Raw genomic sequence first — 15,143 nt, 5'->3', positions numbered from 1 at the left:
ACTCATATCTTTCTTTGATATTTAATGTCTGTCTTTAATCATACCGCATTTAACGCTTAAATACAATGGAAATTCCCGAAAGAATCTCTTAATTTGTTACTGTTCACTCCGTTCTCAGTAATACACTTCGCGATGCACATGTAAAAAAAATGGTACCCGAAACACATTCCGGGCACCACACTTTTTTAGCTGCTGATACTGTCAGATCACTCCTGACCCGCTGCATCCTGATCCGCCTCGCCGTCTTCCGGCACCATATCTGTAGCCTCTGCCGCTTCCAGCTCTTCATCCACGGTACCTTCCGCACTGCTTCCGTCCGAGGAAGGATCATCTCCGTTTACTCCCTGGGTATCACCGGCAGAAACCTTCTCCTCAACTGTTGCATTGTCCAGGATAAAATCTTCCACTCTGAGAAGTCCGATGGATTCATCCACGGCTGCCTGTCCGTATTTATCTACCAGCGCAGCCAGATCCTTCACACTGTATGCTTTGATCAGTTCATCCTGGATACTGAGAGATTTTTTATCTTCAAGTGTCATATTCTCCGCATCCATGATTCCCTGTACGATCAGGTTCTGCTTTACTTTAAACTCCGCATACTGACCGCTCTGCTCCTCAAAATCATCCATGGAGATTCCCTGAGCTTTTACAAAATCCTCCAGCGTCATATCACCCTGTTTTGCATAATTCTCATACAGACTGCGAAACTCTGTCTTGGCTGTATCCAGATCCTCCTGTGGATATTCCTTCACTTCAGATGCTGAGAGCACTGTGTTCCATGCAGTTTCACGCAATGTGTTCTGTGCACTTGTCTTCGCTTCATCCTCCAGTGTGGTACGGATTTCCTTCTTGTAATCATCCACACTCTTGCAGTCTGTATTCTTGGCTACCCAGATATCGGTAAGCTCAGGTGCACGCTTAAAGCTCTGCAGAGTGACCTTAAATACCACTTCCTGTCCGGCCAGCTCTTCCGAAGAGTATTCCTTCGGGAAAGTCAGATCGAGATTCTTGGTCTCACCTTTTTTCATTCCGATGATCCCGTCCTCAAATCCGTCGATAAACGTTCCGGAGCCTATGGTCAGCTCATAATTATTTGCAGTACCGCCGTCAAAAGCCACTCCGTCTTTGGTTCCCACATAATTAATGGTAACCACATCTCCGTTCTGAACACTGCCTTCCGTTACTTCCTCAGCCTTGTTCTGAAGCTCTTCCTTGATCCTTCCGTCAACCATATCATCGGTTACGGCTTCTACTGTGTTATCAAGAGTCAGTCCCTTATATTCTCCGATGGTCACATATTTGCTCACATCATCCACGGAAACAAGCCTTGTATCTCCGGAGGCTGCCTCTTCGCTGTCTTTATTGGAATCCGTTTCTTCTGACTCTTTGGAATCTGCAGATCCGGAATCTTCTTTATCTGTTGTATCCTGCGCTTCTGCTGCAGGTTTTTTGTCATCTTTCTGGTCTGTTGATGTGCCACATGCAGTGATCGCCAGTGCCGCACACAGTGCAAGAACCATGAGATATGCTTTTTTCTTCATAACCTACTCCCTTCATCAAGTACTGTCGGTTCGATTATAATCTTTTTTTATACAGATTTGTAAAGTGTGTTTGCTGTCTTACATTTCCGGTACCGGTGTCGGTCTGGAAGAATCCCACACCTCCGATACATCAAACAGGTCACTGAGCATATCCGGATTGTAATACATTCTGTATCCATCCAGATTCCGTCTTCCCTGACGGAAATATTCACTTGTGATCTGCACAAAATACTGACTGGAATCTACATTGCAGAAATAGCGGTAGCCACGGCTTTTGTAATACTCATACTTCTCATTATCCGAGGTGTATCCTTCCCAATCGCCGATATCCGCACCAAAGGCAAAAATGATCATATCGGTTTTTCCGAGGATGGGTGCCACATATTTTTCCCATTTTTTATTATCGGTCTTCAACTCCGCTGCTGTGGAGCTTGTAGCGTTTCTGTGACCCCAGGTATGGCTTGCAAATTCCCACCCGTCCTTTTTCATGGCCTTCGCCACTTTTTTGGCTGCTTTTACTTCTTTATCATAGTCAAAATCCGGATTGGCCTTGAGAAAAGCCTTCTGGTCATCCTGAAGATTCTTCTTGGTCTTATATGCCCCATCTGTACGGTAGCCCAGAACACCATTATAACCGGTCATTGCCAGGATACCCTTTCTTCCATGATAGGAAAAATCCGGATGTTCTTTGATAAAGGAATCCAGGATCGGCACCACATCGTAATCTCCGGTCACAACTGTACCGTCTGCCTTCTTATACTCGCATTTGATATCTCCGTTGTCGTCGATCACCAGCTTTGTGGCAAATCCGTCTCCGTCCATATAATGATAGTAGCTGACGTCATCCTCTGAAAGAACAAAAGGAATCTTGCCTTCCGGCAGCATGATCTTTCCCCTGCTCATGGTTCCGTCATCATTGATCACAGCCATATCATGAGGACTCACCAGTACGTAACCCTTATCATACATGATCTGGAGCATTTTTTTGAACTCACTGACTGTGGTCATCATCTGATTATATCCGGCCTCATCGGAATCTCCGTCAAAGGCCAGTGAGGTATTCACGATCAGGGAATGAAAAAATACATGGGTGATATTCTCAAGTGGATATTCCACACAGGCATCTCTTTTTTTCATGTAGGCTGCTGCTGCTTCCTGCATCTTGTCACTAGTGGCAAATTTCCAGTTGTTTTTCAACACGGAGATCGCGCCGGTGTAATCATACTGCTGTGCCAGTTTTTTGGCTTTTTTGAGAAGTGTTTTTTCGTCTGAGGAAGTACTGTCGGAGCTGTTCTCGGCAGCTTCCCTTTTCTGTGTTTCTTTTTCTGCCTTTTTTTCTTCCTTCGGTGTCTCGGTAGCTGCCGGCTGGTCCTCCGGGTCCGCTGCTACTTTGGCTTCTTCGGACTGTTCTTCTTCGGCTTCTGCAGCTTCTGCTTCCGCTTCATCAGACTGTGTATCCTCGTCATCCTGTGTCCCGGAGATCATATTGTCCACCTGAACAGTGACCGGATGGTTTCCGCCCACAAGAAGTGACGCCGCAAGCACTGTTGTCAGTACACCTGCAATTTTTTTCTTCATAATAATATATATGCCCCTTTCTAAAAGTCCCCTCGTATCTCCGGATATGACCGTTACATCGGCGGTACCGGTGTCGGTCTTGCCGGATCAAAAACATCTTTTACGTCAAAAAGATCGGATAACAGTTCCGGGTTATAATACATACGGTATCCATCCAGATTCCGTCTTCCCTGACGGAAGTACCGATCCCGGATCTGTACATAATACTGGCTGGAATCCACGTTGCAGTAATAATTATATCCCTGCCCCTTCAGATATTCGAATTTATCCCCGGAATACTCCTGGTCATTGGTAATGTCGGTTCCAAAAGCAAAAATGATAACATCCGTTCCCCCGATCAGCGGATCTACATTTTTCTTGAAACGTTCGGTATCTGCCTGAAGCTTCTCCAGTGTGACCTGTCCCACATTCTGATGTCCCCAGGTATGGCTCGCAAATTCCCAGCCTTCTGCCTTCATGGCATCGGCAACCTTTTTTGCGGCTGCCCGTTCTTTTTCCAGGCTGAAATCCGGATGTGCATCCAGCCACTGTACTTTATTTTCATCCAGATCTGCCGGACGGGTCTCATAGCTTTCGTCGGTCCGGTATCCCAGGATCCCGTTGTATCCGGTAAGTGCCAGGATTCCTTTTGCACCGCGGTATGAGAAATCCGGATGCTTTTCCACAAAACGGTCGATCAGCGGAACCATGTCATAATCTCCCACGGAGACACTTCCGTCATCTTCCACATATTCATTGCGGATCTTTCCTTTATCATCCACGATCAGCTTCGTGGCATAGCCGTCACCGTCCATGTAATGATAATAGCATACATCATCCTGTGAGAGGACAAACGGCGTTTTCCCAGGCGGAAGAAGAATCTCTCCCTCTGTGATATTCCCGTTGTCGTCTGCCTTTGCCATGTCCTTGATGCTTACCATCACATAGCCCTTGTCATACATGGTCTGCGTGATCTTGTTAAACTCATCAATGGTTGTCATGACCTGATTATAATCTGCTTCTTTGTAGTCTCCGTCAAACGCTTTGGATGGATCCTTGATCAGAATATGATAAAAGACATGTGTCACCTTTTCAAGGGGCCATGCCGTACAGGTTGCTTTTATGTCTTCGTATTTTTTTGCAGCTGCCTGCATCTTCTTATCAGAATCATAGGACGGAGCCTTTTTCAGAAGATCGATAGCTTTGTCATAGTTATATTGACTGGCCAGAAGCTCTGCCTCTGCGAGAGTATCTTTGGAAGCGGTCTCTGTATTTTTAGTACCTGCTTCTAAAGCTTTTTCTCCGGAAACGGTCTGTTCTTTCTGTTTGTCAGAAGAAACCGTCTTCTCTTTTGAAGCCTTCTCACTTCTGCCCTTCAGCGCACCGACTCCTACTGATGCCCCGACTGCGACGATCATTGCCGCTGTTATGATGGCCAGACGCTTTCTGCGTTCCTTCAGCTGGCGCTTTCTGCGGCGTTTCAATACCTCTTTCCGCCATTCTTCGTACTCAGGAGTCCCCATTTCCGGTCGGGTTCCCCCGGGCTTTTTCTCTTTCATATAATATTTCCTCCATCTCTGGTTTATCCATTACATATGTTAGCTCAAAGATAGTTATGTCCTGTATTCTCTGCAGCATACACAGATGAACTGCATCGTAATCATTATAACTGGTAACTGCTGAAATTTCCACCGTTCCACCTGTCTTTTTCACTTTTTTAATTGCCTTTTTGATGAAACAATGCTAAAATGTTGTTTGCGTAATGTAACCGATTGCGAAACAAATATATATACAGGGGGATTCTCAAATGAGTACAGTTACCATCGTTCTTCTGGTCATCCTCGTTATTCTGATCGCAGCAGTGATCGCGCTCTATTTCTTCGGAAAAAAAGCTCAGAAAAAACAGGACGAACAGCAGGCTCAGATCCAGGCTAACAAACAGACAGTTTCCATGCTGGTCATCGATAAAAAACGGATGCCGCTGAAAGATTCCGGACTTCCACAGATGGTCATCGACCAGACACCTAAGCTTATGCGCCGGTCCAAGCTTCCGATCGTAAAAGCCAAAGTTGGTCCGAAGATCAACATCCTTATTGCAGATGAAAAAGTTTTTGATCTGATCCCGGTCAAAAAAGAGATCAAAGCTGAAGTCAGCGGCCTTTACATCGTTGGCGTAAAAGGAATCCGTGGTTCTCTCGAAGCACCACAGAAGAAGAAAAAAGGCTTCCTCGCAAGATTCCGTAAATGATCAGAATCCAAAACAGCCGCCATGCTTTCAGGAATTCCCCTGATGCATGGCGGCTGTTCTTATGTAGTGTAATTATATATCTTTTATTTTCTGCAGGATCTATAAAACAAAATCCTTGCAGTCTCTTGGCTGTACCTGGATCGCCAGATAGCAGTCTGCCACATGTTCTTCATTCATATCCAGCGCATAATCTGCTTTGATCTGAAGGTTCTCTTCGCTTTCCGTCAGCTCCAGATTCGTAGCTGAGATTCCCATCTGAAGTGTTCCGTAAGGGGTAGTATAATAGGTCATGTTTTTTTTGCCCTGTTCAAATACCATGTGTACATTGACCAGTCCCTTCTTGCTGACTTCCAGACCCTTTCCGGATACTTTTATGTAATTGATGGTGGGCTCTGCTGTTTCATCCAGCAGTTCCTCATATCTGAGGTAATGAGAACCATTGCGGAAATAATACTGTCCCGGAACAATGATCTCTATAGGTTCCTGATCCCCCTGTGCATCCATCATCTGAAGCCCTCTTACATGGATCAAAACTTCTTTCTGCATTCTTTTCTCCTATCATTTATGTACAGATCTGTTTAATATTTTTCGATATCGATCTTCTGTGTTTTTTCTACGTTATACGGCAGGATGGAATTGGCAAAATCCTTAAACTTCTCTGCAAGATCACTTACATAAAAGCGATACGGGAATTCCTCCTGTGCTACCTCATTGCTGGCAAGATCCAGTCTGGAGAGTAACTTTTTAAGCTCCAGCGCCGTCTCATATGCAGGATTCACAAGGCAGACCTCCTCACCCATGATCTTGCGTATGGTAGATCTTAAAAGAGGATAGTGCGTACATCCGAGGATCAGTGTATCGATCTCCTGCTCCTGCAGCTCCTTCAGATATCTTCTGGCAACTTCCTCGGTGACCGGATCATGATACCAGCCCTCTTCTACCAGCGGAACAAACAGCGGGCACGCTTTTCCGATCACGGTGATCTCCGGATCCAGTTCCTTCAGATAAGAGGCATGGATACCGCTTCCTACCGTGCCCACCGTTCCGATAATGCCCACCCGTTTATTTCTGGTTTCCTGGGCAGCAACTTTGGCACCAGCCTCGATCACTCCAAGGATCGGGATATCCAGTTCATCCTTCACCGCATCCAGAGCAAATGCACTGGCTGTATTACAGGCCACCACAATGGCCTTCACCTTCTGTTCCTGCAGAAAATGAATGATCTGGCGGGAATAACGGATCACTGTTTCTCTGGATTTGCTTCCATAGGGAACTCTGGCTGTGTCTCCGAAATATACGATTTTTTCCGATGGGAGATTGCGCATGATCTCCCGGGCTACTGTCAGTCCTCCGATACCGGAATCAAACACACCCACCGGTGCGTTTCTGTCTATATTCATTGATCTTATCTCCTGAAATAATTAATCGAACGTGATTGGTCCGTTGAAATATTGTATCACCAATCCAGGGCTTGCGCAAGCCAGAAGGATATCTTCACCGGCTTATTTTCCCCGTTGTCCTCTGCTTTTTCAAAGCAGAATTCCGGGTAGATCGTTCCCCACCAGGCATAAAACTGTGGCTGCCGATCACCTGCAGTTCTTCTCTCCCAGGTACTCCCTGCAAGGATCACTGCCGTGAGCAAAAGGAACCCTCCTGCTTTTTTTAATACATGCTTCTTCATTTTTATATGCTCCATGAGCAAGCCCTCCTGTCAAAAATCTTCTGATGATCTTATCCAGAGATATACTGTACGATTTATCGTACTGATCATCATCTGTATTATTAACAGTCCGGCTCCCATCTATTCATTACTGCCGTAATCCACTTCCAGAAGCTCACCTTCCACCCATATCTCCGGAAGCCAGGGCAGCGTTCCATCCTGACAGAACTGATGATATACCTCCCGCAGAGTCACACCCTTCTTCTGCTGCCCGGATGTGCGGTTCTCCTGGATTCCCTGAAGGTATTCCCCTATGGAGCTTTCCCGGGCTCCCTTCCAGTGAAAAACATCTCCCAGCATATCCGTCCGGAACACGTAGACATCCTCTCCGATATGCTCTTCCTGCTTCAGATATCCGATCAGTGCTTCCCGGGATCCCTCTTCCAGAATCTGTTCATCCAGGATCAGCACTTCAAGATGACCCAGATCCAGAAATTTTTCCTGAGACCGGTTGTAAACTGCCTCGATCTCCTGAAAGTCCCGGCCGGAAAGAGTCAGCACAGAAATCGGATCTTCGTCCGGTTTTTCCTGTCCGGTAGCTGTACTCATATCCGGCATTGCATATTTCAGCACAAAGCCATTCTCTGAAACACCGGCCCCCAGTGCCAGCGGATAAGCTCTTTTTTCCGGTTCTACTGCCGCACAGCCTGATCCCGTCAAAGTGATGACCAGGACAAGTCCTGCCACAGTTACTTTTTTCTTCCGTCTTCCCCGGTTTTCCGTACTGAGAAAAAGCTGTATCACAATCAGAAACGGCACAAAGATGTACCCCAGATACCAGCCATAATACTCCCGGATCCCCATCCCGTTTCTCTCATACAGGGAAAGCAGCCAGCCTGCTGCCGGGATCCAGTACCGACCGGTCCCGAATCCGGTTTTTTCCGCGATCTGATTTCCGTAATGAAACAAACTTCCCAGAGAAAACAAAAGTCCGAATACCAGAAACCCCATCCATATCACATCAAATCTCGCCAGTACGTTTCCCGGAAGATCTGCACCCTCCAGAAGAGGCAGTACCGGACAGATCTCGTTTTTAAGGCGTGCACCACCAAAGACTGCCGGAAGAAGGAGCTGCATTCCAAAAATGATCCCGCAAACTGTAAGAAAAGCCAGGATCACAGGTTTTCTGGCACTTCCCTGTTTTTTTGCATACTCCAGCCCGAAGGGAAGAAGTCCTGCTCCTGAAAAAGCACACAAAAGTGTATACAAATCATGGAGCCATCGCTCTCCTGTAAATCCTGTTTCCGGATCTTTCATCACTTCCATAAAGTACTCTGTTTTTCCTTGCCCTGCACATAAAAGCATCAGAAGAAGGATCCCTGCCAGAAAAATCCTTCCGGACACCTCAGCGATCCGCCCTCTTCTCTGCATTCCGCGATGCGTTCCCAGACTACAGGCTGCAACTGCAAGAAGAGACAGCCATTTTCCGGAAATCCCGCTGATCAGACTTTCCGGGATCACCTCCCCCAGAAGGCCCGAAAGAAATGCCGAACTTGCGATCACATATACCAAAAAGAACAGGCCAATAAATCGTACAGTAAAACTTCCTGTCCTTTTGGAAAGCTCCCCATATGCAGGTGTCAGACGTATCAGCCAGATTACATAAAAAGAGAGCACTACGGCCGCAGCAGCTGTCCCTGCCATGGCACTGATGCCCAACATCGCTCCATTCTTAAACAGGCACAGCAGAAACGGCGCCGGAAACACCAGTATGATCTGACGAAAAAGCTGTCTGTGGGAAATCCTGTTATTCTCCGCAAATCTCATAGCCTTTATCCTTTCCGGCTCCATGGCCTTGTCCGAAGCCTGCGTTTCTGGGCATTTCTGGCATACAGCGGCCGGAATTTCCGCTTCCGGAAGGGCTGTCGCAAAATCCTTCCACCGGTTTCCGCCTCACTGTTCTTCTCTACAAAAGGTACCAGATATGGGACACCGAAGCTTAAAAGTCCTGCCAGATGCGCCATGGTGAGATACAGTCCCAACACGATTCCGAATATACCTAGAAATCCTCCCAGAAACAGAAAAACGTACTTCAGAAGCCGGAATGCAGAAGCAAATTCCTCATTAGGTATAGCCAGTGATCCCAGTGCTGTCAGTGCCACGATGATCACTACCACCGGGCTGACAAGATTGGCTTCCACCGCAGCCTGTCCGATGATCAGTCCTCCTACGATCCCAATGGCATTTCCAAGAGCTCCCGGGATCCGCACACCAGCCTCCCGTATCAACTCAAAAGACAGTTCCAGGAACACCAGCTCCACTACACTGGAAAATGGAACGCCCTCTCTTGCCTGTGCAAAGGAAAGGATCAGATTCGCCGGAAGGATCTGTGTATGAAACCGGATCACAGCCAGATAAAGTCCGGGGAGCAGCGTTGCCACAGCCATGGCCAGATACCGGAGCACCCGCAGGAAGGATGCCATCTCAAAACGATTGTACCAGTCTTCACTGCTTTCCATAAAACTGTTGAATGCTCCGGGAACCACCAGTGCCACCGGCGAATTGTCACAGAGCAGAACTGCTTTTCCATTCAGCAGCTCCTGGGCAGCCCGATCCGGCCGCTCCGTTGTCTGAAACTGAGGAAAGGGAGAATACCATGCTTCTTCTGTCAGCTGTTCCAGCATCCCGCTGTCCAGGATCCCGTCCACTGCAAAAGATTCCAGGCGCTCTTTCACAGCAGTCAGAAGCTCCTCATGGACCAGATCCTCCACATAAAGAAGCTGTACCACCGTATTGGAGCGTACACCGATGCTGCTCTGCTCCACCTTCAGCCTGGTATCACGGATCCGCTTTCTCACAAGGGCCGCATTGGTTTTTACACTGTCACAGAACCCCTCCTTGGAGCCTCTGAGGACCTTTTCCGTTTTCACCTCTGATACAGCCAGCCCCGGATATCCTTTACTGGAAATTTTCATTGCTTTGTCGTATCCATCCAGAAAGAAAACTGCATTTCCCGAAAGAATGGCACCAAATACCTCCTCCATGGAAGACAGCTCCTTCACATCTGCAATTCCAAGACTGTTTCGGCGGATAAATTCCCGGATCTTTTCCTCCGGGATCTCCCAGAAATGATTGATCATTTTTCCGATAGCAGAATCATCCAGCATCATGTTTGAAACCGCAACCTCAATATAGACCATCAGACAGTCCGCCTTATGTCCCTCACCAAGGCGCATGGGCCTGATCAGGATATCATCGCAGTTTTCACACCGTTTCCGGATATACGATTCATTTTCATGAAGAGATATCGATATCTTCCTTGTTTCCATAAAGCCACCATCCTTTACAGCAAGTTCCCCCACTGCTTATTGCTTTTCGCAATTGAAACAGGGGACTTACTTGATTCGGTTAAAAAAAGAGATGCCCCAATGACATCTCTCTTAATATTCCCGCATATCCGGTTCTTATTCTTTTTTCTCGGCCTCTTTGGCCTCATTCTCCGCGCGGATAGTACGGATGATCGCTTTTCGTTGATTCTCCAGATGATGGAAAGAAATATCCTGCGCCTTTTGCACATCTCCTTCACGGATGGCTTTTACCAGTTCTTCATGCTCACTGACCAGAAGATTTCTTGTCTGCTCCTCCTTCAGATACTCTACACGATAGCGATACATCTGCTCACGGAGATTATTCAGGACCTGATTCAGACGCTTATTATCAGAAGCCTGATATATGATCTCGTGGAAAGCCACATCGGTTTCCGCCAGACGGACCAGATTTCCCTCTGCTTTTGTTTTTTCAAATTCCTTGGCTGCCACCCAGAGCCTTCCCAGCTCATCCTCTGTGATCAGCTTGCACGCTTTTTCTATGGCAACATTTTCGAGGGCGATACGCACCTCCAGAACATCGTTCAGATCCTTCTCTGTGATGCTGGCTACCTGTGCACCTCTGCGTGGGATCATCACTACAAGACCTTCCTGCTCCAGCTTGCGCATAGCCTCACGCACCGGTGTTCTGCTCACGCCAAGACGCTCTGCAAGGGCGATCTCCAGAAGTCTTTCGCCCGGCTTCAGCTCTCCCTTCAGGATTGCCTGCCGCAAGGTGTTAAAAACAACATCCCGAAGCGGCAGATATTCATTCATATCCACAGAAAAATCACTTGTCATTTGTAACTCCTCCATCTCTATTGTAAATATCCGTGGCAAATACAGTCTTTGCAAGCCCGCTCTTTCTGAGGCTTCTGGCTGCCGCGGCCATCTTATCTCTGTTATCAAAGATTCCAAACACAGTAGGACCGCTTCCGCTCATCACGGCTTTCAGCGCACCTTTTTCTTCCATAAGGTTCTTGATATTGCCGATCACAGGATACTGTCGGATGATCCCCGGTTCAAATACATTCTCCATTCTGGATGCCATGGCATACAGATCATTATTTCTGATAGCTCCGATGAGTCCATCGATGTCCGGATGTTTTCCGATCCCTTCCAGATTCAGATTCTCATAGGCTGTTTTTGTGGAAACATTGATTCCCGGTTTTCCTATCAGAACATAACATTTCGGAACTTCCGGAAGTCTGGTCAGCTTCTCTCCGATTCCCTCCGCAAGAGCTGTTCCCCGCATGATACAATACGGAACATCTGCTCCGACCTTTACTGCACGTTCCATCAGCTGTTCTTCGGTAAGCCCTAAATGGAACATCCGGTTCACACCCACAAATGCGGCCGCTGCATCGGAGCTGCCTCCTGCCATGCCTGCTGCCACCGGGATAAATTTACGAAGCTTGATGGAAAGTCCCTCTTCAACATCGAACTCCTCCATCAGCATCTGTGCTGCCTTATATACAAGATTTCTCTGATCTGTAGGAATAAACGGAAGATTGGTCGTCAGTACGATCCCCGGCCGTCTGGTCTTTCTGATATCCAGGATATCATACATACGGATGGTCTGCATGATCATGCGTACCTCATGATAACCGTCCTCTCTCTTTCCCAGAACATCAAGTCCGAGATTGATCTTTGCCATTGCTTTTAAACGCATAAGCCCCTCCATTTGTACTTTGTATACAGTATTTATACATGTATTTTATATGATTTTTACATTCTTTTCAACAGCAAAATATTCCACTTTTTATTTGATCTGACCTTCCACTTTTTTTACAACAAGAAGCGGAGTTCCCGGAGAGGGTTCCTGATTTTCCTTGAGAGCATTGATCGTCCGGATCTCCTGGATAGATGTGTGATATTTCCTTGCGATATCCCACAATTCATCTCCCGGTTTTACCATATAAACCAGGATTCCCGGCATAGCCTGGAGTTTTTTCATATCCAGTGGTTTTTCCTCTACTTTCTCAATGATAAATACCGGTTCTCTGGCAACTGCCAGAAGCTCCAGTCCTACAGTTGCCCGGATCTCGATCTCATTTCCATCTGCCATGGCTGCGGAAAGCTGCTCCAGCTTTGCTTTTAACTGATAACAGCTGTCCTGTCGGATTCCTCTTGCTTCCACCATATGGGAAAACGGTATCATTGCCTCCATGGAATAAAACGGCATATCATCATTTCCAATAATGTACAGGATCTTCAGCATGACCACGCCATCTGCCTGCACACCGTTCTCTACGATCCTGGTCTTATCGATCTTCACTTTTCCCTGACTGTGACACAGCTGGAGGACTTTTCCCTGAGTCTCCTTTACCTGGATCCTGTCACTGATCCTGCATCTGGAAAAATTACGTACCAGAAGCCGTTCCAGTACCTCATTCTTTCCTTCCGGAACACATTCACGGATCGGTGTATACACATCGGTAATAAGATCATATTCCTCTTCCCTGAAAAATTTCATATCCAGCTCCAGCACAACATCCGAAACAAGGATCCGTTCTTCCCCATCGACATCCGGTTTGGCCTCCAGACTCTGATGCATCACCGAAGCTTCGATCAGCGGGATCAGTTCCTCCGTGCAGTCCGGACATTCCACTTCCCCGGAAAAAGGCAGCGAATATTCCAGCCACTGCACCGGGGCTTCTGTATCTTCAGCTCCGTACAGCACAAAAACGGACAGCTCTCCCCTTGCCTTTACCACATTTTCCTCCGGCTTCAGATCCAGCCCCCGTACATCCATAGTATACCAGATCAGGCTGGCGATATCCGGACGATTGGAGGCAATGGTATACTCATCCTTGATCCGGAGTGTATCTTTTTTATGTACGGTAAGTCCCAGAAAACGGACTGTTTTTTTTCTGACGGATACCTCTTCTGCATCCAGCGCCACCGGCAGGCGGATCTGTTCTGTTTCATCCACAGTCGCACAAAAAGTTACCAAAGCTTTGATATTAAGCTTTCTGGAATGGATCAGGCGGATCGTAAGATCTTCAATTTCCCACTTCAGACACATTTTATCCCCGTTTATGATATCCTTCAGGTTCAAGGTTTCCTCAAATGGAAGTTTTGCAGTAAGACTGCTGACGATTCCTCTTTCTTCCCCCACATAAAGGATATCTACCTGCAGATTTCCCGTAAGAATACCTTTCCCGTCAGTAAGACGGACATCATCCATAATGATCCTGCCCTTATTCTGGATCAGTCTTCCTGCATCCGGTTTTGCATCCGGTACATTAAAATCCTCATCAAAAGTGATCTGACTTTTTGCCCTGCTTTTTTCCTTTAATATCTGCATGCTTTCTTTTTTTAATTCCACAGTCTATTCCCCTTTCTCCGACTCTTTTTTCACCGGACTGCTGCTTTCCCGGAACGTTACCGGCTTTTCCTGTTTCCGGGTTTTTATCACAATGCAGGGATAGGACGGAACTCCTGCCTCCTTAAGATCCTCCGGTCCAAGAAGTTTTGTAACAAAAAATATCCCATTCGAGGATTCTCCAAGCTCCTCTACCTGGATGCTGTATCCGCCACTCATCTGCCGCCCGTACCCTTTGGCCAGGTAAAGATCCTCTCCGGTTTCATAACTCAGCTGAAATTCCTTTTCCTTTTTTTCTTCCATAAGCCTAGAAAGCTCCTCCGGGATATCCCGGCGCTCCACAACGATGTAATCTACCGGTTTTCGTTCTTCTTCCTCCACCCGGACAAATCGACACCCGGAAAGCAGCAGTGCCAGCACGGCAGCTGTCAGCACGATCCGCAGAAATACTGCTTTTTTCATAATATAAGCCACCTGCATGATTCGTTACTGTTCACTCCGTTCTCAGTAACACGCTTTGCGAAAGATCACCAGTAAACAGTAACCATTATTCAGTATTTATTCTATGTGAGCAGGGAAAGATTTATTGCAACTATCGGATTTTCTTCGTATAATATAAAATACCATCTTACTGCGGAACTCTCCGCAAGTATCTATAACAGAAAGGACAAAAGACATGATTCGATTCATACTTGTCTGTATCGTGGTGATCGCCTATCTGGTGCTGACCATTCCGGTTCTCCTTGTAGAATGGATCATCGGGAAATTTTCTCCCATGACTAAGGATATCAGCTCTCTGCGCATGGTACAGGCCATATTCAAATTCATCCTGTGGATCACAGGCGCCAAAGTCACCGTCATCGGCGAAGAAAACGTTCCAAAGGATCAGGCTGTTCTCTATGTAGCAAACCACCGGAGCTATTTCGACATCCTGCTCACCTACAGCCGCTGTCCGATCCGCACCGGCTATGTTGCCAAGAAGGAAATGGAGCATTATCCGCTGCTCTCCAACTGGATGCGCAATCTCTACTGTCTCTTTCTCGACAGAGAGGATATCAAGCAGGGTCTGAAAACGATCCTTCAGGCCGCAGACTATGTGAAATCCGGCATTTCCGTATGTATCTTCCCGGAAGGAACCAGAAATAAGAATGCTGATGAAACAGAAATGCTGCCTTTCCATGACGGCAGCTTCAAGATCGCAGCCAGAGCCAAAAGCCCGATCATTCCTATTGCGATCAGCAACTCTGCCAATATCTGGGAGGCCAATTTCCCGAAGATGACACCTACACACGTAGTGATCGAATATGGCAAGCCTATCATTCCTTCAGAGCTTGACCGGGATACTCAGCGCCGCTTAGGTTCCTATACACAGGATATCATCAAAGAAATGCTGATCAAAAACAAAGAACTGGTGTGAACATCAAAAAAACCATATCTATGTCTG

Annotated in this window: 15 protein-coding genes; 2 read left to right on the top strand and 13 right to left on the bottom strand. The window is 46.9% G+C overall.

What is annotated here, in order from left to right; genetic code table 11:
- Positions 1–206: 206 nt before the first annotated feature.
- From tig to CCC70_RS00735, 4 genes are all read right to left on the bottom strand, one after another.
- Positions 207–1,541 carry a trigger factor gene (gene tig, locus CCC70_RS00750; protein ID WP_118607952.1) on the bottom strand — a complete coding sequence of 445 codons (1,335 nt, stop codon included), beginning with the start codon at positions 1,539–1,541 and terminating at the stop codon, positions 207–209.
- Positions 1,542–1,619: 78 nt separating this feature from the next.
- Positions 1,620–3,119, bottom strand: coding sequence for a polysaccharide deacetylase family protein (locus CCC70_RS00745; protein WP_021653067.1), 1,500 nt, complete (start codon positions 3,117–3,119; stop codon positions 1,620–1,622).
- A 53-nt stretch (positions 3,120–3,172) separates the two neighbouring features.
- The gene (locus CCC70_RS00740; RefSeq protein WP_330577113.1) at positions 3,173–4,657 is read right to left on the bottom strand and encodes a polysaccharide deacetylase family protein; all 1,485 of its coding nucleotides are present in this window, start codon (positions 4,655–4,657) and stop codon (positions 3,173–3,175) included.
- Positions 4,608–4,811 carry a hypothetical protein gene (locus CCC70_RS00735; RefSeq protein ID WP_021653069.1) on the bottom strand — a complete coding sequence of 68 codons (204 nt, stop codon included), beginning with the start codon at positions 4,809–4,811 and terminating at the stop codon, positions 4,608–4,610. Before CCC70_RS00735 ends, CCC70_RS00740 begins: the two co-directional genes overlap by 50 nt.
- A 94-nt stretch (positions 4,812–4,905) precedes the next feature.
- Between CCC70_RS00735 and CCC70_RS00730 the strand changes: the two genes are divergently transcribed.
- Complete coding sequence (locus CCC70_RS00730; RefSeq protein ID WP_021653070.1) at positions 4,906–5,346, top strand: type IV pilin; 441 nt, start codon at positions 4,906–4,908, stop codon at positions 5,344–5,346.
- Between the two features lie 99 nt (positions 5,347–5,445).
- Here the strand turns inward: CCC70_RS00730 and CCC70_RS00725 are convergent, their stop codons facing one another.
- From CCC70_RS00725 to CCC70_RS00685, 9 genes are all read right to left on the bottom strand, one after another.
- A complete protein-coding gene (locus CCC70_RS00725) occupies positions 5,446–5,892 on the bottom strand; it encodes a DUF1934 domain-containing protein (protein WP_021653071.1) in 447 nt (148 codons plus the stop codon).
- Positions 5,893–5,924: 32 nt separating this feature from the next.
- Positions 5,925–6,746, bottom strand: coding sequence for a glutamate racemase (gene murI, locus CCC70_RS00720; protein WP_021653072.1), 822 nt, complete (start codon positions 6,744–6,746; stop codon positions 5,925–5,927).
- 56 nt (positions 6,747–6,802) lie between these two features.
- Positions 6,803–7,042, bottom strand: a complete 240-nt coding sequence (locus CCC70_RS00715; protein ID WP_021653073.1) for a hypothetical protein — start codon at positions 7,040–7,042, stop codon at positions 6,803–6,805.
- Between the two features lie 105 nt (positions 7,043–7,147).
- On the bottom strand, positions 7,148–8,833 hold the full coding sequence (locus CCC70_RS00710; protein WP_270652548.1) for a GerAB/ArcD/ProY family transporter: 1,686 nt from the start codon (positions 8,831–8,833) through the stop codon (positions 7,148–7,150).
- Positions 8,834–8,838: 5 nt separating this feature from the next.
- Positions 8,839–10,335 (bottom strand): spore germination protein, encoded by a 1,497-nt coding sequence (locus CCC70_RS00705; protein WP_110104073.1) that lies wholly within the window; start codon positions 10,333–10,335, stop codon positions 8,839–8,841.
- Between the two features lie 135 nt (positions 10,336–10,470).
- Complete coding sequence (locus tag CCC70_RS00700; RefSeq protein WP_022427303.1) at positions 10,471–11,172, bottom strand: GntR family transcriptional regulator; 702 nt, start codon at positions 11,170–11,172, stop codon at positions 10,471–10,473.
- Positions 11,162–12,043 carry a 4-(cytidine 5'-diphospho)-2-C-methyl-D-erythritol kinase gene (gene ispE / locus CCC70_RS00695; RefSeq protein ID WP_015525345.1) on the bottom strand — a complete coding sequence of 294 codons (882 nt, stop codon included), beginning with the start codon at positions 12,041–12,043 and terminating at the stop codon, positions 11,162–11,164. The genes CCC70_RS00700 and ispE overlap by 11 nt, the downstream gene beginning before the upstream one ends.
- 90 nt (positions 12,044–12,133) lie before the next feature.
- Positions 12,134–13,702 carry a DUF3794 and LysM peptidoglycan-binding domain-containing protein gene (locus CCC70_RS00690; protein WP_173723148.1) on the bottom strand — a complete coding sequence of 523 codons (1,569 nt, stop codon included), beginning with the start codon at positions 13,700–13,702 and terminating at the stop codon, positions 12,134–12,136.
- 3 nt (positions 13,703–13,705) lie between these two features.
- Complete coding sequence (locus tag CCC70_RS00685; protein ID WP_237972550.1) at positions 13,706–14,161, bottom strand: protease complex subunit PrcB family protein; 456 nt, start codon at positions 14,159–14,161, stop codon at positions 13,706–13,708.
- Between the two features lie 214 nt (positions 14,162–14,375).
- Here CCC70_RS00685 and CCC70_RS00680 point away from each other — a divergent pair, with 214 nt between their 5' ends.
- Positions 14,376–15,116 carry a lysophospholipid acyltransferase family protein gene (locus tag CCC70_RS00680; RefSeq protein ID WP_015525341.1) on the top strand — a complete coding sequence of 247 codons (741 nt, stop codon included), beginning with the start codon at positions 14,376–14,378 and terminating at the stop codon, positions 15,114–15,116.
- Positions 15,117–15,143 lie beyond the last annotated feature (27 nt).

Origin of the sequence: Blautia sp. LMAG:89 (assembly GCF_008679485.1) — a bacterium.
In the GTDB taxonomy this organism is placed as follows: domain Bacteria; phylum Bacillota; class Clostridia; order Lachnospirales; family Lachnospiraceae; genus Blautia_A; species Blautia_A fusiformis.
This window is presented reverse-complemented; position numbering and strand designations above follow the sequence as displayed.